At 69.7% G+C, this 21071-nt stretch carries 17 protein-coding genes; 15 read left to right on the forward strand and 2 right to left on the reverse strand.

The window, feature by feature from the left end:
- Positions 1 to 14: 14 nt before the first annotated feature.
- Positions 15 to 1529 (forward strand): trypsin-like peptidase domain-containing protein, encoded by a 1515-nt coding sequence (locus GTY96_RS18405; RefSeq protein WP_143901470.1) that lies wholly within the window; start codon positions 15 to 17, stop codon positions 1527 to 1529.
- A gap of 49 nt (positions 1530 to 1578) precedes the next feature.
- A complete protein-coding gene (locus tag GTY96_RS18410; protein WP_143901468.1) occupies positions 1579 to 2172 on the forward strand; it encodes an SGNH/GDSL hydrolase family protein in 594 nt (197 codons plus the stop codon).
- 87 nt (positions 2173 to 2259) lie between these two features.
- Here the strand turns inward: GTY96_RS18410 and GTY96_RS18415 are convergent, their stop codons facing one another.
- A complete protein-coding gene (locus GTY96_RS18415; protein ID WP_143901466.1) occupies positions 2260 to 4185 on the reverse strand; it encodes a GGDEF domain-containing protein in 1926 nt (641 codons plus the stop codon).
- 218 nt (positions 4186 to 4403) lie between these two features.
- Here GTY96_RS18415 and pgeF point away from each other — a divergent pair, with 218 nt between their 5' ends.
- The 8 genes from pgeF to GTY96_RS18455 all read left to right on the forward strand — a co-directional run bounded on the left by pgeF (position 4404) and on the right by GTY96_RS18455 (position 13287).
- Positions 4404 to 5162: a peptidoglycan editing factor PgeF gene (pgeF, locus tag GTY96_RS18420; RefSeq protein ID WP_161665381.1), complete on the forward strand. Its 759-nt coding sequence runs from the start codon at positions 4404 to 4406 to the stop codon at positions 5160 to 5162.
- An 83-nt stretch (positions 5163 to 5245) separates the two neighbouring features.
- On the forward strand, positions 5246 to 6118 hold the full coding sequence (locus tag GTY96_RS18425) for a tetratricopeptide repeat protein (protein ID WP_370456573.1): 873 nt from the start codon (positions 5246 to 5248) through the stop codon (positions 6116 to 6118).
- A 27-nt stretch (positions 6119 to 6145) separates the two neighbouring features.
- Entirely contained in the window at positions 6146 to 7360 is a 1215-nt protein-coding gene (locus GTY96_RS18430) for a LysM peptidoglycan-binding domain-containing protein (RefSeq protein WP_143901462.1), read from the forward strand.
- Between the two features lie 145 nt (positions 7361 to 7505).
- Positions 7506 to 8630 (forward strand): DNA-processing protein DprA, encoded by a 1125-nt coding sequence (locus GTY96_RS18435; RefSeq protein ID WP_143901460.1) that lies wholly within the window; start codon positions 7506 to 7508, stop codon positions 8628 to 8630.
- Positions 8631 to 8653: 23 nt separating this feature from the next.
- Positions 8654 to 11242 carry a type I DNA topoisomerase gene (gene topA / locus GTY96_RS18440; protein WP_161665382.1) on the forward strand — a complete coding sequence of 863 codons (2589 nt, stop codon included), beginning with the start codon at positions 8654 to 8656 and terminating at the stop codon, positions 11240 to 11242.
- A gap of 159 nt (positions 11243 to 11401) precedes the next feature.
- Positions 11402 to 12157, forward strand: a complete 756-nt coding sequence (locus GTY96_RS18445; protein WP_143901456.1) for a MotA/TolQ/ExbB proton channel family protein — start codon at positions 11402 to 11404, stop codon at positions 12155 to 12157.
- 27 nt (positions 12158 to 12184) lie between these two features.
- On the forward strand, positions 12185 to 12709 hold the full coding sequence (locus GTY96_RS18450; protein ID WP_161665383.1) for an ExbD/TolR family protein: 525 nt from the start codon (positions 12185 to 12187) through the stop codon (positions 12707 to 12709).
- Between the two features lie 2 nt (positions 12710 to 12711).
- Positions 12712 to 13287: an ExbD/TolR family protein gene (locus tag GTY96_RS18455; RefSeq protein WP_143901452.1), complete on the forward strand. Its 576-nt coding sequence runs from the start codon at positions 12712 to 12714 to the stop codon at positions 13285 to 13287.
- A gap of 84 nt (positions 13288 to 13371) precedes the next feature.
- Here GTY96_RS18455 and GTY96_RS18460 read toward each other — a convergent pair whose 3' ends face one another.
- Entirely contained in the window at positions 13372 to 13764 is a 393-nt protein-coding gene (locus tag GTY96_RS18460; RefSeq protein WP_143901450.1) for a TraR/DksA family transcriptional regulator, read from the reverse strand.
- Positions 13765 to 13998: 234 nt separating this feature from the next.
- Between GTY96_RS18460 and trmFO the strand changes: the two genes are divergently transcribed.
- The 5 genes from trmFO (at position 13999) to GTY96_RS18485 (ending at position 20952) form a co-directional block, all read left to right on the forward strand.
- Positions 13999 to 15363: a methylenetetrahydrofolate--tRNA-(uracil(54)-C(5))-methyltransferase (FADH(2)-oxidizing) TrmFO gene (gene trmFO, locus GTY96_RS18465; RefSeq protein WP_161665384.1), complete on the forward strand. Its 1365-nt coding sequence runs from the start codon at positions 13999 to 14001 to the stop codon at positions 15361 to 15363.
- On the forward strand, positions 15360 to 16979 hold the full coding sequence (locus GTY96_RS18470) for a gliding motility protein (protein ID WP_143901447.1): 1620 nt from the start codon (positions 15360 to 15362) through the stop codon (positions 16977 to 16979). Before trmFO ends, GTY96_RS18470 begins: the two co-directional genes overlap by 4 nt.
- A gap of 102 nt (positions 16980 to 17081) precedes the next feature.
- Positions 17082 to 19355: a kinesin gene (locus GTY96_RS18475; protein ID WP_161665385.1), complete on the forward strand. Its 2274-nt coding sequence runs from the start codon at positions 17082 to 17084 to the stop codon at positions 19353 to 19355.
- Positions 19356 to 19418: 63 nt separating this feature from the next.
- Positions 19419 to 20321, forward strand: coding sequence for a tyrosine recombinase XerC (locus tag GTY96_RS18480; protein ID WP_161665386.1), 903 nt, complete (start codon positions 19419 to 19421; stop codon positions 20319 to 20321).
- A gap of 70 nt (positions 20322 to 20391) precedes the next feature.
- Positions 20392 to 20952, forward strand: a complete 561-nt coding sequence (locus GTY96_RS18485) for an Imm21 family immunity protein (RefSeq protein ID WP_161665387.1) — start codon at positions 20392 to 20394, stop codon at positions 20950 to 20952.
- The last annotated feature ends 119 nt before the right edge of the window (positions 20953 to 21071 follow it).

Here is a 21071-nt window from a genome sequence, read left to right on the forward strand (position 1 = left end):
GCTTGAAAGAACCCATGACCCTCACGCTCCCTCCGTTCCGTCGCACGCTCGTGGCCGCCGTGCTGGTGCTGGCGTCACCCACGCTCGCCCTCGCGCAGGCGCCCGCTTCCAAGCCCTCCGCCCCGCAGACGCAGCAGGCGGCCTCTGGGGCGGCTGGCAACCTGCAACCCGCCACGCGCGAGGCCCAGTCGCTGGCGTCGTTGGCGCCGCTGGTGGAGTCGGTGAAGTCAGCCGTGGTGAACGTGGACGTGCAAGCCCGTCCTGAAGTGCCGGAGGGCATGGAGGACAACCCGCTCTTCGACCGCTTCTTTGGGGGCAACGGAAGCCGAGGTCGGGGCGGAGGAAGCCGGGGCCGCAGCGAGCGGGAGCAGATCCGCCAGGGAGCCGGATCGGGCTTCATCATCGACCCCAAGGGGCTGGTGCTCACGAACAACCACGTCATCGAGGACGCGGTCACCATCACCATCCGCCTGGACGACGGTCGCTCGTTCACCGGCGAGGTGGTGGGGCGCGACCCGCTCACCGACGTGGCCGTGGTGAAGATCAAGGAGAAGGTGGATCAGCTGCCCGCCGTGAAGCTGGGCGACTCGGACGCGGTGCGCGTGGGCGACTGGGTGCTGGCGATTGGCAACCCCTTCGGTCTGGCCTCCAGCGTGAGCGTGGGCATCCTGTCCGCGCGCGCCCGTGAAATCGGCGCCAGCGCGTACGACGATTTCCTCCAGACGGACGCGGCCATCAACCCCGGCAACTCGGGCGGCCCGCTCTTCAACATGAAGGGCGAGGTGGTGGGCATCAACACCGCCATCGTCGGCGGGGGCACGGGCATTGGATTCTCCGTGCCCAGCAACCTCATCAAGGCGCTCCTTCCGCAGCTGGAGAAGAGCGGATCCGTCACGCGCGGCTGGCTGGGCGTGGGCATCCAGCCCCTGACCCGCGACCTGGCGCAGGCGCTGAAGCTGCCGGTGAACGAGGGCGCCATCCTCACGCAGATCAACCCCGACTCCCCGGCGTCGAAGGCGGGCCTCAAGGCGGACGACGTGGTGGTCGCGGTCGACGGGCAGACGGTGCGCTCCGACAGCGAGCTCACGCGCACGGTGGCGCTCAAGAAGCCGAACAGCGTCGCGACGCTGACGGTCTACCGCGATGGCAAGAAGCAGGACGTCAAGGTGACGATGGGCACCCGGCCGGACCTGGAGGGCCTGTCCAAGAAGAAGCCGGAGGTCACGGACGAGCAGGACAGCTCGCGGCGCGTGGGGGTGTCCCTCCAGGACCTGGATGCGCGGACCGCTTCCCAGGCGGGCTTCACCGAGCGCTCTGGCGCGCTCATCACCGACATCGTCCCGGGCTCGCCCGCGGACCGCGCGCAGCTGATCCCAGGCATGCTGGTGGTGGAGGCGAACCGCAAGCCCATCGCCAGCGCGAAGGAGCTGGCCGCGGTCATCCGCGCCGCGCCTGGGGGCAGCACGCTGCTGCTGCGCGTGGCGGGGCCTGGCGGCGGACGCCTGCTGCGCGCGCTGAAGATGCCGTGACGTCGAAGCGCTGAGTCAACCCGAAGGGCACGGGGGTGGACGAACGTCGATGAGCGTCAACTACGTCTCGTTGGGTGACAGCACGGCGGTGGGGGTGGGGGCAGCGCAGGGCGGGGGCTACCCCGACCGCCTTGCCTCCCGCCTCCGGCAGGGGGGCCTTCCCGTAGGCCACACCAACCTGGGGCAGAGCGGGGCGCGGGTGCGCGACGTCGTCAACAACGCCCTCAAGCGCGTCGTCGCGTTGCAGCCCACGCTCATCACCTTGGGCGTGGGCACCAACGACATCTGGCGCGGCACCGAGGTGGCGGAGTTCCAGGACGACCTGGACCGCATCGCCCGGCGACTGAAGCAGACGGGCGCGTCGATGGTGGTGGTGAACATCGCCGACATGGCGCTCGCGCCGGTGGCCAGGATGGTGCCCAGCACGTTGTACGAGGGCCGCATCGGGCCGTTCAACGAGTCCATCGCCACGGTGGCCCGCACGCACGGACTGCACCTCGTGGACCTCTTCACCGCCAGCCGGGAGATGATCCCCCGGCGTCCGGACTTCTTCTGCTCGGATGGATTCCACCCCTCCGCGGCGGGCTACGACGAGTGGGCGGACCTGATGCTCCCCGTGGTGCGCACGCTCGTGCAGCGGTAGGGGCAGGGCGCTTCACCGCGACGCTGTTCACCCGCGAGGAGCGGGGGCTTCAGGAACCGCGCGCACGTGGGCGCGAGGCCTCGAGCCTCACGCCTTGGCGAGGCCCGGAGGCGCGGGCGGCGTGGTCGGCGCGTCCGCGGGCGGCGCGTTGATGCTGCGCTCGCGGCCGGGGTGCACCTCCATGCCGGGCTCGAACGGCGTCACGCGGTTGCGGCCCGTGCGCTTGCTGCAATAGAGCGCCGAATCCGCGCAGTCGACGAGCGTCTCCTGGGTGTTCGCGTCCGTGGGGAAGTGCGCGACGCCGATGGACACCGTGACGTGCCCGCCGGGCAGCCCCGTCCGACTCAGCGTCACGGACTCCGCCACCGCGCGGCGCAGCGTCTCCGCGACCTCCACCGCCGTCGTCTTGGAGACCTGGGGCAGGAGCAGCACGAACTCCTCGCCGCCGTAGCGCCCCAGCGTGTCCACCTTGCGCGCGCGGGTCCTCAGCACGTCGGAGACCCGACGCAGCGTCTCGTCTCCGGCCCGGTGTCCGGCCAGATCGTTCAGCCGCTTGAAGTGGTCCACGTCCACCATCAGCAGCGCCAGCGGCACGCCGAAGCGCTGGGCCCGCGCCAGCTCCAGGTCCAGGCGCTGGAAGAGGTGGCGGCGGTTGGGCACGCCCGTGAGCGCGTCCGTGAGCGTCAGCTTCACCGTCTCCGCGTGCAGGCGCGCGTTCGTCACCGCCGTGGCGGCCTGATCCGCCACCGCCGTGAAGAGCTCGATCTCCTCCGCGGAGAAGCTCGCCGTGTCCGGACGCTGGAAGTTGATGACGCCCAGCAGGATCTCCGCGTGCACCATGGGCACCGCCAGGAGCGAGCCCTGCTCCGAGCCGCCGCGCAGCCCGCGCCGCGCGAAGATGCTGGTCCCGTCGGTGAGGTCCGGCAGGTACACCGCCTTGCGCGTCTGGGCAGCCCGGCCACACGCGCCCTCGCCCATGGCGAAGGTGTGGCCCTCGAGGCCCCGGCCCTGCGGCCACGCGTGCTTCACCTCCAGCAGGCCCTCCTCGTTGAGGAGCATGATGGAGAAGTCGGGGATGTGCAGCCGCTCCACCACCATCCGGGTGATGCGCGACAACAGCTCGTCCAGCTCCAGCGTGGTGTTGAGCGAGCGCGCCACGTCGAACAGCAGCGACAGCTCCCGCAGGCGCTCCTCCAGCTCGTCCTTCAGCGCCAGCTTCTCCTTCACCAGCTGCAGGTCGCGGTGCGTGTCGATCTCCTCCACCTTCATGGAGGTGAGCCGCGCCAGCATCTGGTTGAAGGCCGCGCCCAGCCGCGAGATCTCGTCCGTGCCCCGGGCGTCCGCGCGCACCAGCAGGTCGCCGTCCGCCGCGCGCCCCATGGCCTCGCTCAGCCGCTTGAGCGGACCGGTGAGCACGAAGCGCAGCGACAGCCAGGTGACGAGCGCCAGGATGCCCACGAAGAGCACCATCGCGCCCAGCGCGTCCTGGAACACCGTCTGCAACTGGCGGTGCAGCGCGGGCTCGCCCAGGCGCACCTGGAGGACCCCCATGCGCTGCGCGGCGGCCCCGGCGTGACAGCCGGAGCACTCCGGACCGCCCAGGGGACGCACCACCTCCGTGCCGTGTTCGCTGGAGCGCGCCGTCTCCTGGCTCGAGTCCTTCAGCCGCGCGGCCTCCGGATGCGGATGCCCCTGCTCGGCGGGCTTCCGGCTCCAGCGGATCCGCCCGTTCAGCATCAGCACCCGCAGGTCCTCCACCGAGCGGAACAGCCGCGTGTCCGACGCCAGCGCCTCCGTCACCGCGGCATGCGGCGCCGCGCCCGGCGCCTGCGGCAGCGTGAAGGTGGACGCGACGAACTCCGCCAGCGCCAGGGCTTCCAGGTGCGTGCCCTCGCGCACCGCCTGCCGCGCCTCGCGCGAGAAGTGCCCCACGCCCAGGAGCGCCACCACCAATCCAGGCAGGGCGATGCTCCACAAGAGCTTCCTGCCAATCGTCTCGGAACCGAGGGCCATGTGCGGGGCGCAGTGTGCTCCGCGCCCGCGCGACCTGTCCGCGTGAGCCGGAGTGTCCAGAAATTGTCAGGGGGGTGACACGACCTGTCAAACGTACTCGTGTGGAAATATTGAACCTGGGTTGTTGTTCTCCGCATGTTCCTGTTTTCAGGGGCTGCGTCCGTGGCACGGTGGGAAGGCCTGTCCCAAGTTCGCGCCCGAAGCATCGGAGACGCCCCATGGCCCTACCCACGTTCCTCACGTCCTCGTTGCTGCCCGTGCCGCACGGTTTCGCCACGCGGGCGGGTGGGGTGTCGGAGGGGGCCTACGCGTCGCTGAACCTGGGCTTCTCCGTGGGCGACGAGCGCTCGCGCGTGGAGGAGAACCACCGGCGGCTGGCCCAGGCGGTGGGCGCGAAGGTGGGGGCGCTCTGCCGGGTGTCGCAGGTGCATGGCGATACGGTGCTGCCGGCGCACGGCGCGGACGACGACTCGCTGCGCCCGACGCTGGGCGAAGCGGACGCGCTGTGGACGGAAGGGGAGGGGAGCTGGGTGGCGGTGGGCACCGCGGACTGCGTGCCGGTGCTGCTGGTGGATCCTCGGGGCCGGCGCGTGGCGGCGGTGCATTCAGGGTGGCGGGGCACGGACCTGGAGATCAGCGCTCGCGCGGTGGAGGCGCTGGGGGCGCGGGGAAGCCAGCCGGAGCACCTGCTGGCGGCGGTGGGGCCCTGCATCCAGGCGTGCTGCTACGAGGTCTCCGCGGAGCTGGGAGACCGCTTCCGCGCGCGCTTCGGTCCGGACGTCGTGCGAGCGGGTGAAAAGCCCCACCTGGACCTGCCCCACGCGGTGAAGGCGTCGCTCCTGAAGGCGGGCCTGAAGCCGGAGCACGTGGACGTGCTACAGGCCTGTACGGCGTGTGATCGCGAGCGGTTCTTCTCGCACCGGCGGGACGCGGGGCGCACCGGCCGGCACCTCAACTTCGTGCTCCACCGCTTCTAGCGGCTGGGCCCATACGGCCGTTTTCTTGACGGTCTCTCACCGGCCTTCCTATCCTCGACGTGGAATCCCCTCCGTCCAGGCTCGTGTCGGTGCGTCCCTTTCTCTTCCGCCTGTTTGCCGCCGTGGCGCTGAGCGCGCCGACCGCATGCGCCACCACCGCCGCCTCCCAGGCGGAAGTGGGCCGGCTGGAGGCGGAGGTGCGCACGCTGCGCGCCACCCAGGCGACGCTGGTGGAGCGCCTGGAGCGGCTGGAGAACCGCGACGCCGTCGCCCGCGCTGCCCGGAGCGCTTCGCCCGCCGCCACGCCGTCCGCGTCCCCCGCGGGCGCGGCGAGCCCCCGGACCGAGGCCTCCTCCTCCGAGGTCGGCGGCACCGGCGAGGCGCTGGGGCTGCCCCCGGCGCAGCTCGCGGTGGTGCGGCTCAAGCCGAAGAAGGAACCGGCGCCGCGCATCAACACCGTGGTGCCCGTGGTGGAGCCGGACACGGATCAGATGGAGATGTTCATCAGCCCGGTGGAGGGCTCGTCGGGGACGGGCTTCGCGTCCCCGGGCCGGGTGGAGGTGCCGGAGAAGGATCCGGCCATCCTCGACGCCGAGTACGAGCACGCCGTGGCGATGCTGCGCACCGGCAACGTGGAGGGGGGCGTGGAGAAGCTCACGCGCTTCGCGGACGAGAACCCCCGCCACCCTCGCGCCGACAATGCCCTGTACTTCAGCGGGCTGGGCCAGATGGGCCTCAAGGATCCGGCCGGTGCGGCGAAGACGTTCGAACGGCTCATCAAGACCTATCCCGCTGGGGATGCCGTCCAGGACGGCATGCTCCGGCTCGCGGAGTGCCGGGTGCGGCTGAATCAAGCCGTGGATGCCCGGGCCCTCTATACTCGCGTCGTTACCCAGTTCCCGGGGACGGCCGCCGCCACGCAGGCGGAGCAGCGGCTCGCCGCGCTCTCGCCGTAAGCCCCTTTCGTGAAAGGACGTCGTCCGATGCGCACCCGGATCCTTGCCTCCCTGCTCGTGCCCCTCGCAGTCGCGCCGGCGTGGACGGCCCATGCCCAGGACGCGCAAGAGGAGGAACCGCAGCCGGCCAGTGAGACGGAGGGCCAGGACATCTCCGACGACGTGGAGCAGCGGCCCACCTCCGTCACGCTCCCGCCCGGCGCCCGTCAGGGCCGTGAGAGCGCGCCCGGTCAGGTGCACACCGTGGAGTCCGGCGACACGCTGTGGGACCTGTCCCAGCGCTACCTGGGCAGCCCCTGGTACTGGCCCAAGGTCTGGTCCTACAACCCGCAGATCGCCAACCCGCACTGGATCTACCCGGGCAACAACGTGAAGTTCTTCCCCGGAGGCGAGGAAGTGCCCTCGCGCGTGGAGGCCGGTGAGCTGCCCGCGGACGACATGACGGCGCCCCAGGACGTGAGCGGCGGCAGCCTCGTGTCGGTGGTGGGGAAGATCGGCTACGACCCATCCAGCACGCGCCCGGTGACGACCAAGGGCTTCGTGACGGCGCGGGAGCTGGACGAGGCGGGCCGCATCGACGGCTCGGCCTCCGAGGCGCTGATGCTGTCCGCCCCGGACAAGGTCTACCTGCGCTTCAAGAAGCGCGGCGCCGCCAAGGTCGGCGACCGCTACGTCATCTTCCACACCGTGGAAGAGGTGAAGCACCCGGTGACGAACGCCCGCACGGGGTTCCTCACGGAGCTGCTGGGCACGGTGCAGGTCGTCGCCGTCAACAACGACGTGGTGACCGCGCGCATCATGGAGACCTGGGACCCCATCGCCCGTGGCGACCTGGTGGGCCCGTCCAGCGAGCGGCTGTCGGAGCGGATCGCCCCCAAGCCCAACAGCAAGGAGATCCCCGGCTACGTGCTGACGCCGATGACGCCGGGCCAGACGCTGCTGGGCGAGCACCACTTCGTCGTCGTGGACCGTGGCACCGCGGACGGCGTGCAGGTGGGCAACACCTTCACCATCGAGCGCCGGGGCGACCCCAGCCGCGACGTGCTCGGCCGCACCGACTACAAGATGGGCGACGCGGGCAAAGAGCAGAAGGCCTACCCGTGGGAGGCCGTGGCCCAGTGCATGGTCACCGAGGTGCGTGAGCGCACCTCCAACTGCCTGCTGACCCGCTCCCTGGTGGAGGTCTCCGCGGGAGACCGCGCCGTCATGCGCAAGGACGGGACCCCCACCGCCAGCCGCTAGCCGGAAGGACGGCCACGACCGGCAGGAATGATGCATTCGACCCGCCCGGGAAGGGCGGGTCGCTTGACCCCCGAAGTTCCGGTGTTATGTGTCACGCCCCTCCCGGGACCACCTCTATATAGGTGGGAAACAGGCGGGGATGGGCATGGCGCACACGGACACTTACACACCCACAGTCGAACAGCGTGCCTGCCTGGCGCTCTGGGCCATTCCTGGCCTGGGGCCCCGGACGCTGGACGGGGTGCGTGCGTTCGCCGGTGGGGCGCTGTCCCGGCTCGCGTCCGCGCCCGTGCGGGACTGGGTGTCCGACGTGCCGGTGCCCGCCCCCGTCCGCCAGCGGCTCGCCACCGTCGCATCCCTGGACGAGGTGGCCTCGCGGGTGGAAGCGGCCTGCGCCCGCGCGGACATCCAGGTGGCCTTCGCGGGGACGCCTGCCCATCCGGCCCGGCTCGTGGGCCTGGAGGACGCGCCGCCGCTGCTGTTCCACCGGGGCCAGCCAGGGCCGCCCCGGCGGCGTCTGGGCATGGTGGGCAGCCGCCATCCGGACCAGGGCTTCCTGCCGTTCGCTCGCACGTTCGCCCGGAAGGTGGCGGAGGCTGGCGTGGGCGTGGTGTCGGGCGCGGCCGAGGGCGTGGACCGGGCGTGCCACTGGGGCGCGCTGGATGTGGGGGGGGAGACGTGGGCCTTCCTGGGGTCGGCGCTGGACGCCCTGGACCCGGCTCAAGCCCGCCTGCTCCCCCACTTCCTGGAGCGGGGAGGGGTGTTCTTCAGCGAGCTGCCCCCCGGCGTGCGGGCGAGCACGACGACGTTCCCCCGGCGCAACCGGCTCATCGCTGGCGCGTCGGATGCGGTGCTGGTGATGCGGGCCGCGCACGACTCCGGGAGCCTCTACACCGCGGAGGCGGCCCGGACGCAGGGGCGCCCGGTCTTCGCCCTGCCGGGGGAGCTCTGGCAGCCGGCGGCGGCGGGCTGTAACGCCCTGCTGGCGGACGGGCGGGCCCAGGCGTGCACGTCGGCGGAAGCGGTTTGCGCGGCGGTGGGCGTTCATCCGGTCCGGGCGGTGCCCGCGGGACGGGATGGTGGGTGGTGGCAGGCCCTGTCGGCGGAAGCGCGCGGGGCGTATGGGCTGTTGGACAGGGTTCCTCGTTCATTCGACGAGGTGCTCGCCGGCAGTCCGCTGTCCCCCGCGGCGCTCACGAGCGCACTGGTGGAGTTGGAATTGTCGGGGCTGGTGGTCCAGCACCCGGGTAAACGGTACGAGAAGGTTTAGAGGCAGTCCGAGGTAGGAGAGCCATGGCCACGCGGAAGAAGACACAGGCGGCGCAGACGGAGGCGGCGGCGGAGGAGACGCCCAAGAAGGCGGCCTCGAAGAAGCCGGCGGCCAAGAAGGCGGCCAAGAAGAAGACGGCGGCGAAGAAGGTGTCGGCCAAGAAGAAGACGGCCGCCCGTCGCCGGGGCGCGGATGGCGATGAGCTGCCCACCGTGGACGCCGACGCCGAGGAGGAAGTGCCCGAGCGCCGTGGCAAGGGGCCGCACTACCTGGTCGTGGTGGAGTCGCCCGCCAAGGCCAAGACCATCAAGAAGTACCTGGGCACCGGCTACACGGTGAAGGCCTCCGTGGGCCACGTGAAGGACCTGCCCAAGAGCAAGATTGGCGTCGACGTGGAGCACGACTTCCAGCCCGAGTACACGGTCATCAAGGGCAAGGAGAAGGTGCTCAACGAGCTGAAGAAGATGGCCAAGACCGTGGACCGGGTGTTCCTGGCCACGGACCCCGACCGCGAGGGCGAGGCCATCGCCTGGCACATCAAGGAGGAGCTGGGCCACCCGGACTCCCTGCGGGTGACCTTCAACGAGATCACCAAGCGCGCGGTGCAGGACGCCATCGCGCAGCCGCGCCAGCTCAACCAGGACAACTACGACTCGCAGCAGACCCGGCGCATCCTGGACCGGCTCGTCGGCTATCAAATCTCGCCGCTGCTCTGGAAGAAGATCCGCCGGGGCCTGTCCGCGGGCCGCGTGCAGTCCGTCGCGGTGCGCCTCATCGTGGAGCGCGAGGCGGAGATCAAGGCCTTCCAGCCGGAGGAGTACTGGACGCTGGACGCGCTGGTGCAGGGCCCGCAGGGGCCGCCGCCCTTCAAGGCCAAGCTGTCCCGCGTGGACGGCAAGCGGATGGAGCTGAAGGACCGCGCCACCACGGACGGGCTCGTCGCGGAGCTGAAGGACGCGCCCTTCACCGTGGCGAAGGTGGACCGCAAGGAGCGCCGCCGCAACGCGCCCGCGCCCTTCATCACCTCCAAGCTCCAGCAGGAGGCGGCGAACCGGCTGCACTTCACCGCCAAGAAGACGATGACGCTGGCGCAGAAGCTGTACGAAGGCGTGCCGCTGGGGGAGGAGGGCCAGACGGCGCTCATCACGTACATGCGTACGGACTCCACGCGTCTGTCCGACGACGCCGTGACGCAGGTGCGCGACTTCATCGGGAAGAAGTTCGGCGCGGACTACCTGCCCGCGGAGCCCATGGTCTACAAGAGCCGCAAGGGCGCCCAGGACGCGCACGAGGCCATCCGGCCCACGTCCCTGGAGTATCCGCCCGAGCGCGTGCGTCCCTTCTTCGACGCCATGGACGAGCTGGACATGTTCCGGCTCTACGAGCTCATCTGGAACCGCTTCGTCGCCTGCCAGATGAAGGCCGCCGTCTATGATCAGACGAGCGCCGACATCACCGCGGGCCGCGCCACCTTCCGCGCGTCCGGCAGCACGCTGAAGTTCCCCGGCTACCTGGGAGTCTACGGCGCGGGCCTCACCCCGGAGGAAGAGGCCGCGGCGGAGAAGGCCAAGGCCGCTGGAGAAGAGGGCGCCGAGGACGCCGTGGGTGAGCTGCCGCCGCTCAACGAGGGCGAGGTCCTCTCGCTGGACAGGCTCCTCAACGAGCAGCACTTCACCCAGCCGCCCCCGCGCTTCAGCGAGGCCACGCTGGTGAAGGAGCTGGAGGAGCGCGGCATCGGACGTCCGTCCACGTACGCGGCCATCCTCTCCAACATCCAGGACAAGAAGTACGTGGAGAAGCTGGAGAGCCGCTTCCGCCCCACCGACCTGGGCCAGATGACCAACGAGATGCTGGTCAAGCACTTCCCCCATGAGATGGACGTGACGTTCACGGCCAGCATGGAGGAGAAGCTGGACCAGATTTCGGACGGCGGCGCGTCCTGGAAGACGGTGCTGCACGACTTCTACGGGCCCTTCAAGGAGACGCTCGAGAAGGCCGAAGCGGAGATGCGCGACGTCAAGCGCGAGGAGATCAAGACCGACATCGCCTGCGAGAAGTGCGGCAACCCGTTCGTCATCAAGTTCGGGAAGATGGGTCACTTCCTCGCCTGCTCGAACTACCCCGACTGCAAGAACACCAAGGACTTCAAGCGGGACGCCGAGGGCAAGATCGTCATCGTGGAGGAGGAGACCACGGACGAGAAGTGCGAGAAGTGCACCAAGCCCATGGTCATCAAGCGCGGCCGCTTCGGGCGCTTCATGGCGTGCTCGGGCTACCCGGACTGCAAGACGTCCAAGCCCATCTCCATCGGCGTGAACTGCCCGGAGTGCAAGGTGGGCTACCTCACCGAGCGCCGCAGCGGACGCGGGAAGATCTTCTTCGGCTGCAACCGGTACCCCGAGTGCAAGTTCGCCGCGTGGGACCGGCCGCTCGCGGAGCAGTGCCCGCAGTGCGCGTCGCCCTACCTCTTGCAGAAGTTCTCCAAGCGGGACGGCGCCTACATCGCGTGCCCGAACAAGGAATGCGACTACCGCCGCGAGGTGGTGGAGCAGGGCGTTCCCGGGGGGGCCGCCGAGGCCGCGCCCGCTTCTCCGCCCCCTGCCGTGGCCTGAGCGGAAACCCCAGTCATTCCAGGGGGCTGGCTGTTTCCCCCTGGCTTGACACCCTCGCGGGCGAAGTCCTAGAAGTCCGGATTACTCCCGGCCCGTGATCGCCTCCTGCCTGTTTCCGGCAGGGGTGCGCGCGGGGGCGGCGAAAGGAAGCGGTCCGCGATGATTCCCTCGGTGAACGAGTTGCTGCGCGTGGTGCTGGCCGAGGCCGCACCCGCCGCGGCGGGCCATGCCTCTTCTGGAGGCCTGGGGGACTTCATCGTCGGCGCGTTCAAGGCCGGCGGCCCGTTCATGTTCGTGAACCTGTTCTGGCTGGCCGCCTCGCTGGCCGTCGTGGGGGAGCGCGCGGTGACGCTGCTCTACCGCTACCGCCTCAACGCGAGCGCGTTCATCGAACAGGTCCACAAGATGGTGCGCAGCGGCAACCTGGACCGCGCGGTGAAGTTCTGTGGCATGGCGCCGCGCTCGCCGCTGGCGCGCGTCATCCGCGCGGGGCTCATCAACGCGAACCGCGGGGAGCTGGAGGTGGCCCGGGCGGTGGAGGAGGCGCTGGCCGAGCACACGCCGCACGTCTCGCGCCGCGTGCAGTGGCTGTGGTCGCTCGCGAACATCGCGACGCTGGTGGGCCTGGTGGGCACCATCGTGGGCCTCATCGGCACCTTCCGCGCGCTGGGCAACGTGCCGGCGGAGCAGAAGCAGGCGCTGCTCTCCAACGGCATCTCGGAGGCCATGTACAACACGGGCTTCGGCCTCTCCATCGCGGTGCTCTGCATCGTGGCGCACCTGTTCTTCAGCAACTACGCGAAGAACATGGTGGAGCAGGTGGAGCTCCAGGCCCTGAAGCTGGAGAACCTGCTGTCGCGCCGGGGCTCGCTGGAAGTCGTCCCCTCGGACAGCGACGTCCGCGCGGCGTCGTAGTCCCGGGCCGGACTGCGGAGGCTCGCCATGGCGTTCCACCACTCGCGCCGCAAGCTGAAGCCGAGGGAAGAGGAAGAGGGGGGCGAGCTGAACATCGTCCCGTACCTCGACATCCTCATGAACCTCATCATCTTCATGCTGCTGTCCATCACCGGGCTCACCGCCTTCGGCGCGCTCAACGTGTCCGCGCCCACCTATGGCGCCGCGGGCCTGGGGCAGGGGGACGCGGACGCGCCCAAGCTGATGCTGACGGTGCTCATCTCCCACAAGGGGCTCTATGTCCGGGGCAACAGCCCGGAGGCCGCGCCCGCGGAGGGAGGCGCGCCCACGGTGCCGCTGAAGGCGGACGGCACGCAGGACTTCGCCGCGCTCAACGCGCGGATGGTGAAGCTCAAGGCCGCCTTCCCGCAGGAGACGAAGGTCATCGTCGCGGCGGATCCGGACATCCCCTACGACTCGCTCATCCAGACGATGGACGCCCTGCGTGAGACGGCGGGCTCCGCCAGCGAGCGCAAGCTGCTCTTCCCCGACGTCACGCTGAGCGCCCTGTAGCCATGTCCGAACCCGCGCCCCTGACCGCCGAAGAAGCCGAGCAGCTCGCGCGCATGCGCTACCGCCGGGCCCTCACGCGCAAGAAGCGCAAGGAGCGCGAGGCCGCCAGCGAGGTGAAGGAGCTCAACATCACCGCGATGATGGACATGATGACCATCATCCTGGTGTTCCTGCTGAAGTCCTTCGCGTCGTCCTCCGCGGCCATCACCGCGTCCGAGGACGTCCGGCCGCCGGTGTCCTCCACGCGCGCCACGCCGAAGGACACGGTGGCCATCACCATCACCCCCAAGAACATCCTGGTGGGGGAGCGCGAGGTGGTCCGGCTGAAGGATGGACGCATCCCGGAGGCCCAGCTCCAGGGGCGCCTGGTGCTGGGCCTGGACGCGCAGCTGAAGAAGGAAGTGCAGAAGCTCAAGTTCATCGCGGAGCGCAACCCGGCCGCCCCGTTCAGCCATGAGCTGTCGGTCATCGCGGACAAGATGGTCCCGTACGATCTGCTGCTGACGGTGCTCTACACGGCGGGCGAGAACGAGCTGCGGAACTACCGCTTCATCGTGCTCCAGCGCGACGCGGAGTAGGCCCCTTGCGTGCGCCCTTCCGGGCGCCAGACACACCGCTCCCCCGCGCGGGATGGAGGCACGGGGGAGCGCTGGACGGCTTCGCTAGAGGGACAGGCTGCCGACGTGCCGCGCGGCCTCTCGCGTCTCCTGCTCATGCTCGGCGGCGTCCTGCTCGCAGCGGATCGCGAAGGGCATGGCCTCCAGGCGGTCCAGCGAGATTTCATTGCCGCAGTCCACGCACTCGCCGAACACGTCGTTGTCCATGCGGCTGAGCGCCGCGTCGATGAGCATGATCTCCCGGCGCTGCGCCTCGATGAGCGTGGAGAGCGTGTAGTCCGCCAGCTCCGCTTGCGCCTGCTCCTCGTACTCGGGATCGCGCTCCTGGTCCTTCAGGGCCGCCAGCTCCCGGCGAGCCCCTGCCTGGGCGGCCTCGGTCGAACGGCGGCGTTCCTGAAGCAGGCCCCGGATCTTCAACAAGTCGTCGGTTCGGCTCATGGCTGCGTGACTCCCATCCCAGGTTCGCGGTTGAAGGGTGCTTGCCCGGACGCGGTGCCGTCCCGAGCGAAGACCGCGAGAAACCTAGGGTTCGAACACAGGTGGGGAAACCTCACCTCCCAGTCCGCACGCATGGTGGGACGCAGGGCAGGCGGGCGGGCGTGAAAGGGCGCGGCCTTCCTGCTAACAGGACCTGCTTGGGGCACCCGGGGACCGCGGGGCCCGGAGGCATGCATGTCGGACGTGAAGCAGCAGCGGGTGACGGTGATTGGCGGGGGCCTGGCGGGCACCGAGTGCGCGTACCAGCTCGCGCGGCGCGGCGTGCCGGTGGTGCTGCGGGAGATGAAGCCGCACAAGCGTTCTCCCGCGCATAAGTCGGACACGCTCGCGGAGCTGGTGTGCAGCAACTCGTTGCGGTCGGACAACCCGGAGAGCGCCATTGGCCTGCTGCACGCGGAGCTGCGTGCGCTGGGCTCGTTGGTGCTCAGCAGCGCGGATCTCCACCGCGTGCCCGCGGGTGACGCGCTGGCGGTGGAGCGCGAGGGCTTCTCGCGGGAGATCACCACCCGGCTCCAGTCCGGCGTGGGGGTGGAGATGGTGGCGGGGGAGGTGGAGCGGCTGCCGCAGGACGGCGTGGTGGTGGTGGCGACGGGGCCGCTGACGTCGGAGGCGCTCACCCAGGACCTGGAGCGTCACGTCGGCACGAAGCTCTACTTCTACGACTCCATCGCGCCCATCCTGTCCGGAGACTCCATCGACATGGGGGTGGCGTTCCGCCAGAGCCGCTACGGCAAGGGCGGCGGGGATGACTACCTCAACCTGCCCATGACGAAGGAGGAGTACCACCGCTTCGTCCAGGAGGTGAAGGCGGGCCAGAAGGTCGTGCCGCACAGTTTCGAGGAACCGAAATACTTCGAAGGATGTCTGCCCATCGAAGTGATGGCGGAGCGCGGCGACGAGACGCTGGCCTTCGGGCCGATGAAGCCCGTGGGCCTGAAGGACCCGCGCACGGGGATGGATCCGTACGCGGTGGTGCAGCTGCGCATGGAGGACCGGGCGGGGACGGCGTGGAACATGGTGGGTTTCCAGACGCGTCTGACGTGGGGTGAACAGAAGCGCATCTTCGGCACGTGCATCCCGGGGCTCCAGAATGCGGAGTTCCTGCGGATGGGGCAGATCCACCGCAACACGTTCATCGACTCGCCCCGCCTGCTGGCGGAGGACCTGTCGTTGAAGACGGAGCGGCGGGTGTTCTTCGCGGGGCAGGTGACGGGGGTGGAGGGCTACGTGGAGAGCGCGGCATGCGGCTACCTGGTGGCGCTGGCGATCCACGCGCGACTGACGGGAGGCGCGTTCGTGCCGCCTCCGGCGACGACGGCGCTGGGCTCGCTGTACCGGCACCTGACGGGAGAGGCGCACCCGCCGGACCATCCGCACCAGCCCACCAACGTCATCTACGGGCTGTTCCCGCCGCTGACGGGGCGGATGAAGAAGGCGGACAAGCGCGCGGCCTATTCGGCGCGGGCGAAGCAGGACCTGGTGGCCTGGCTGCCACACGCGGGCGTTTCGGCCCAGACGGAAGGACAGACGAGCGCATGAAGCGGATCGGCATGGTGGGCCTGGCGGCCCTGCTGGCGGTGACGGGGTGCAAGAAGGGCGAGGATGGAAGCGCGCCGTCCCAGCGCAGCGCCGCGAAGGGCGACACGGTCCGCAGCGCGGCGAAGGGCACCGCGGTGGTGGGAGGGCAGGGTCAGCTGCTCGCGGCGGGTCGCGCGGCGGACCTGCGGCTCTCACCGGACGGGCAGTTCGCCACGTACCTGCTCAACGGGCAGAAGCCCCGGCTGGATGGCATCCCGCCGCAGATGCTGGTGGGCACGCTGTACGTGGTGCCGGTGGCGGGCGGGAAGCCGAGGGAGCTGGGCGATGGCGTGACGAACGTGCCGGGCAGCCTGTTGTTCTCCCAGGACTCGAAGCACCTGCTCTACGTGACGGGCTACAACCCGGCCTCGCAGTCCGGAGAGCTGCACGTGCTGGCCATGGCGGACGCGGCGGCGGAGCCTGTGACGTTGGGCTCCGCGGTGACGTACCTGCTGCCGTCTCCGGATGGCGTGAACGTGGCGTTCGTCGACGCGGGCGCGCTCAAGCTGGGCCCCCTGCCGAACGGCCCCTTCCAGACGGTGGCGGGAGAGGTGAGCACCGCGCAGTTCACCCCGGACGGCAAGACGCTGCTCTTCAAGCGAAGGCTGTCGGCCGCGGGCGGTCTGGCGGCGGTGACGGTGGGCGCGAGCGAGCCCCCGCGCAAGCTGGCGGATCAGGTGGGTGACTACCAGGTGTCCTCGGACGGCAAGCGCGTGGCGTACCAGGTGCGCAGCGAGGCCGTGCGGGGGATGTATGATCTGTACCTCGCGGAGGTGCCCGCGCTGAAGGGGCAGAAGCTCGCGGTGGGCACGAAGGTGTTCGGCTTCTCTCCGGATGGGCAGTGGCTGGCGCGCACGGAGAACGGCAAGCCGGAGCAGCTGGGCGACCTGTACGTGGGCCCATCGTCCGGCGGTGCGGGGCGCAAGGTGGGCGAGGCTGTGGAGGAGATGGCCTTCGCGCCGGACTCGAAGGCGGTGGGCTTCCTGGAGCGGTATGATCAGCCGTCGCGCGCGGGCTCGCTGGGCGTCGCGTCGCTGCCGGATGGCGCGCCGAAGCGCGTGGGGGACCGGGTGCCCAACTTCGTGTGGGGTTCGGACAGCCGCTACGTCGCGTTCCTGTCGCGCTTCCTCAAGCCGGTGTTCTCCGTGGACCTGATGCTGTACGCGCTCGGCCAGGAGAAGGCGGAGAAGGTGCAGCCGGGCGTGTTCGGCTACGGCTTCACGCCGAACAACGGCGCGGTGGTGTTCCGCACCAACTGCATCCGCAACGGCCGCGCGTGCGACTTCAAGGCGCTGGACCTGGGGGAGAAGCAGGCGGAGGCGAAGACGTGGCTGCAGGGCATCTTCAGCTACAAGGTCTCCGACGACGGTTCGCGCGTGCTCGCGACGTATGCGCGCATGGACTCGGACACGTACGACGTGGCCATCTATGACGTGAAGTCGGGGGCGCGGAAGACGCTCGACCAGGGCGTGCAGGTTCCCGCGTACTTCGCCGGCAAGGACGACGCGAGGGCTGTCTACATCATCGGCCAGGGGCAGAGCCCCGGCGTGTACAGCGCCATCGCGACGGCGCAGTAGGGGCCCCGGGGACGGAGGGCCCGCCGGGTCTTCCGTCCTTCGCGCTGGGCCGGTGGTTGATGCGTGCACCGGTGGGCGGGGTGTGCTGTCTTCGCGTGCCGAATGGCACCCCTCGTCTATCGCCGCTATGGCGGCTCGCTCCAGGTCGACATCCCTGACTTCAACACCCTCACCGAAGCGGTGCGCATCCCCGCGACCCAGTGGATGGCGCTCGCGTGCCCCATGGAGGGCATCGCGTGTGATCCGCGCTTCCTCGCGCTGATGGACGCGGATGGCAACCGCCGCATCCGGGTGGAGGAGCTGCGAGGCGCCGTGGACTGGACGGCGGCGCGGCTGAAGGACCGCAAGGGGGCGGACGCGGGCAGCGACGTGTTGGAGCTCGCGGCGCTCTCCGACACCGCGGACAACCTCCGGGGCGCGGCGGAGCTGGTGCTGCGCACGTTGCAGGCGCCTGACGCCACGCGGCTGTCGTTGGAGCAGCTGCGCACCAGCGACAAGGCGCTGCGTGACGCGGGCAAGAACGGCGACGGCCTGGTCGCGCCGGTGTCGCTGCCGGAGCGGCTGCGGCCCCTGGCGCAGTCCATCATCGCGGCGTTCCCGCAGGTGACGAACCGCGCGGGCCTCGCGGGAGTGGACGTCGGGTTGGTGAAGCGCTTCCGCGAGGAGCGCGCCGCGCTGCTGACGCATCTGTCCGGCAAGGACGCGGTGTTCACCTGGGGCACGGTGAGCCTGGAGCAGGCGAAGCGGGTCCACGACGTGGCGCCGCTGCTGGATGGCTACTTCATGCAGTGCAGGCTGGTGGCCGCGCAGCCAGAGGCCGCCGCCAACCTGCGCCTGCGCGCGGACCGGGTGGAGGGTGCGCTGGGCGACCTGGGGGCCCTGGGGAAGGCGGCGGGCGAGCTGCCCATCGCGCCGCCGGATGCGTCCGGCGTGTTGGTGTGGGCGCGGCTGTTCCGGGGCGCTGGCTACGAGAAGCTGGAGGCCTTCCACCAGGAAGTGGCGACGCCGCTCCTGGGAGATGGCGTGAAGCTGACGGACACCGCATGGCGGGAGCTGTCGTCGAAGTCGGAGGCCATCCTCGGCTGGCAGGCGAAGCGGGACGCGAGCCCGCTGCACACGGTGGCGGACACGCTGGGCGCGGTGTCGGACGAGGATCTGGACGCGCTGGAGGCGGCGAGCCGGGAGGACCTGTCGCTCAAGCCCACGCTGGACGTCATCGCGGAGCTGGAGCGGTTGGTGCTGTACCAGCGCTGGTTGCTGCTGTTCGCCAACAACTTCATCAGCATGCCCAGCCTGTACCTGCCGAAGCGGCGGGCGCTGATGGAGCGGGGCACGCTCATCCTCGGCGGCCGCAAGTACACGCTGTCGGTGCTGGTGACGGATCGCGCGGCGCACTCGGCGCTGACGGGGCAGGGCACCACCTGCATCCTCTACGTGAAGGTGATGCCGAGGGACGGCGCGGACGGCTACGAGGTGGCGGTCCCGGTCACCGCTGGCCGCAGCACGGACCTCGTCGTGGGCAAGCGCGGCGTGTTCTACGACGTGGACGGGAAGGAGAGCGACGCCATCGTCACGCAGATCATCCGCCAGCCCGTGTCGCTCTGGGAGTCGATGACGATGCCGTTCATGCGCATCGGCGCGTTCATCACCAGCAAGGTGGAGGGGCTGGCCGCGTCCGGGGAGAAGGAGTTCGATTCATCACTGGAGGCTGGCTACAAGCAGACGGTGACCGCGCCCCCACCCGTGGCGGCGCCCGCGGCGGCGGCACCCGCGGCGGCTCCCGCGGGAGGAGGTCTGGCGGGGGTGCTCGCGGCGGGCGGCATCGCGTTCGCGGCGCTGGGGTCGTCGCTGGCGTTCATCCTCACGCAGGTGAAGTCGCTGACGCTGGTGGACGTCATCACCGCGGCGACCATCCTGGCCATCGTGGTGATGGCGCCCGCGGGGCTGCTCGGGTGGCTGAAGCTGCGGCGGCGCAACCTGGCGTTGCTCCTGGAGGGGTCGGGCTGGGCGCTGAATGATCGGCTGATGCTCACGCGCGGCGTGGCGACGCTCATCACCCGTCGTCCGAAGCTGCCCAAGGGGGCGCGAGTGGATCGCGCGGACCTGGTGCGAGGTGCGCTGCGCCATACGCAGGACGACGACGAGAGCGAGGGCATGTCGATGGGGGCACGCCTCGGCCTCACGTTGGCCATCCTCTTCATCCTGGGCTGGCAGGTGCGGGTGCCCGTGACGGAGTGGCTGTGCACGTACCACTGGCTGTCCGAGGACGCCTGCCGGGTGCTGTTGCCGAAGCTGGTGCCATCCGCGCTGCCGGGTGCGCCCGCGCCCTCGGGGGCGGCTCCGGCGGCCGTGCCTGCTCCGGCGCCCGCGAAGTAGGACCTGCTCGCGGAGCGACGCGAATCTTGCGAGGCTCGGGGAGGCCCCTAGGCTTCCCCGACCATGTCCCCTCTGTCCCCGCTGCTGGAGCAGTTCAAGATCCACCTGGAAGGCGAGAAGGGCGCGTCCCCTCACACGGTGCGCAACTACCTCATCGACCTGGTGGATTATGAGCGCTACCTGGTGGAGCGGATGAAGTTGTCGCTGCTCGCGGGCACGCACGCGGCCATCCGTGGCTACCTGGGAACGCTGAGCGTGGACCATGCGCCCACGAGCCGCGCGCGGCGGCTGGCGAGCATCAAGTCGTTCTACAAGTACCTCGTGCGGCAGAAGCTGCTGCCGGCCAGTCCCGCCAAGCTGGTGAAGAGTCCGAAGCTGCCGAAGTCACTGCCCAAGGTGCTGCCGGTGGAGGAGGTGTTCGCCATCCTCGACATGCCGGACCTGGACACGGTGTTGGGGCTGCGTGACAAGGCCATCCTGGAGATGCTGTACGGCGGCGGCCTGCGCATCAGCGAGCTGTGCGGTCTGTCGACGTTGGGCGTGGACCGGAGCAGTCGCATCGTCCGGGTGATGGGCAAGGGCAGCAAGGAGCGGCTGGTGCCGCTCAACGCGAAGTCCATCCAGTCACTGGAGGCGTACCTCGCGAGGCGCGGCGAGCTGTTGGCCACGGTGCATGCGGGGCAGGACCCGGACGCGCTGTTCCTCAACTTCCGGGGTGGCCGGCTGACGCCCCGGAGCATCGCGAGGCACCTGGATGCGTACGTGCTGCGGCTGGCGCTGGCGCGCAAGGTGAGCCCGCACGCGATGCGCCACTCATTCGCCACGCACCTGCTGGGTGGCGGCGCGGACATCCGCAGCATCCAGGAACTGCTGGGCCACGCGAGCCTGTCCACCACGCAGAAGTACACCCACGTGACCTTCGAGCAGTTGCAAGAGGTCTACGACGCGGCGCACCCGCGCGCGTGAGGTTGTGTGGGCTTGAGAGTCTTTCCGATGCTCGGATCTCTGTCCCGGATTTGAGTTGCAAGAGCAGTCCGTGGAGTTGCGTTGGATTTCCCGGCCGCTCTTTGTCGCCAACCATTCGCTGGGAAGCTGGGTAGGACAGGACATGAAGTCGCAGCCGCGTAGCTGGGTCGAATCGATGGGGGGACCGCTTGTGATGCTGCCCGGTTCGATGAGGTCACGTTGGACTGGGACGGCTTGTGATGATTACCGCGATGCATGCGCCATCGACGGTTACGCGGGCGTGCTCAAACGAGACTGGGGTGAGGTTTTGGTCTTGGGTGATGAGCCGCTGCGGACAACTGTTGTTGAGCGGATTGACTGTCCGGCAATCGTCAGGTGGACCTGTTCGCCTGCTGAAGAGTGTTTGGTCGATGCTGCACTTTCCTTTGAGGCAAATGCTCATTTCGTCGTGGAGCGGCTGGTGATGACGATCCGTGATGAGTCATATGTCATCGTGGACAGTGCTCTGCGTGCAGAACTTGCGCCGGGACTGGAGCTTCGGATTCCCCCGGGAACCTCGCGAATACTGACCCATATCGTCAGAGAAGCCGGGAACGAAGTGGCATTTGTGCTTCATCGATTCGAGTCATGATTCTTCGCTTGGTGATGTGTTTGAGGCCCGTGGGTGGCTTGCGCCTCTCCAGCTCGCGAAGAATCGCAGTGGAGTTTCCACGGCAAGGCTTGTGAGGGGATTGTAATCAGGTAGGGGAT

Origin of the sequence: Corallococcus silvisoli (assembly GCF_009909145.1) — a bacterium.
Lineage (GTDB): Bacteria > Myxococcota > Myxococcia > Myxococcales > Myxococcaceae > Corallococcus > Corallococcus silvisoli.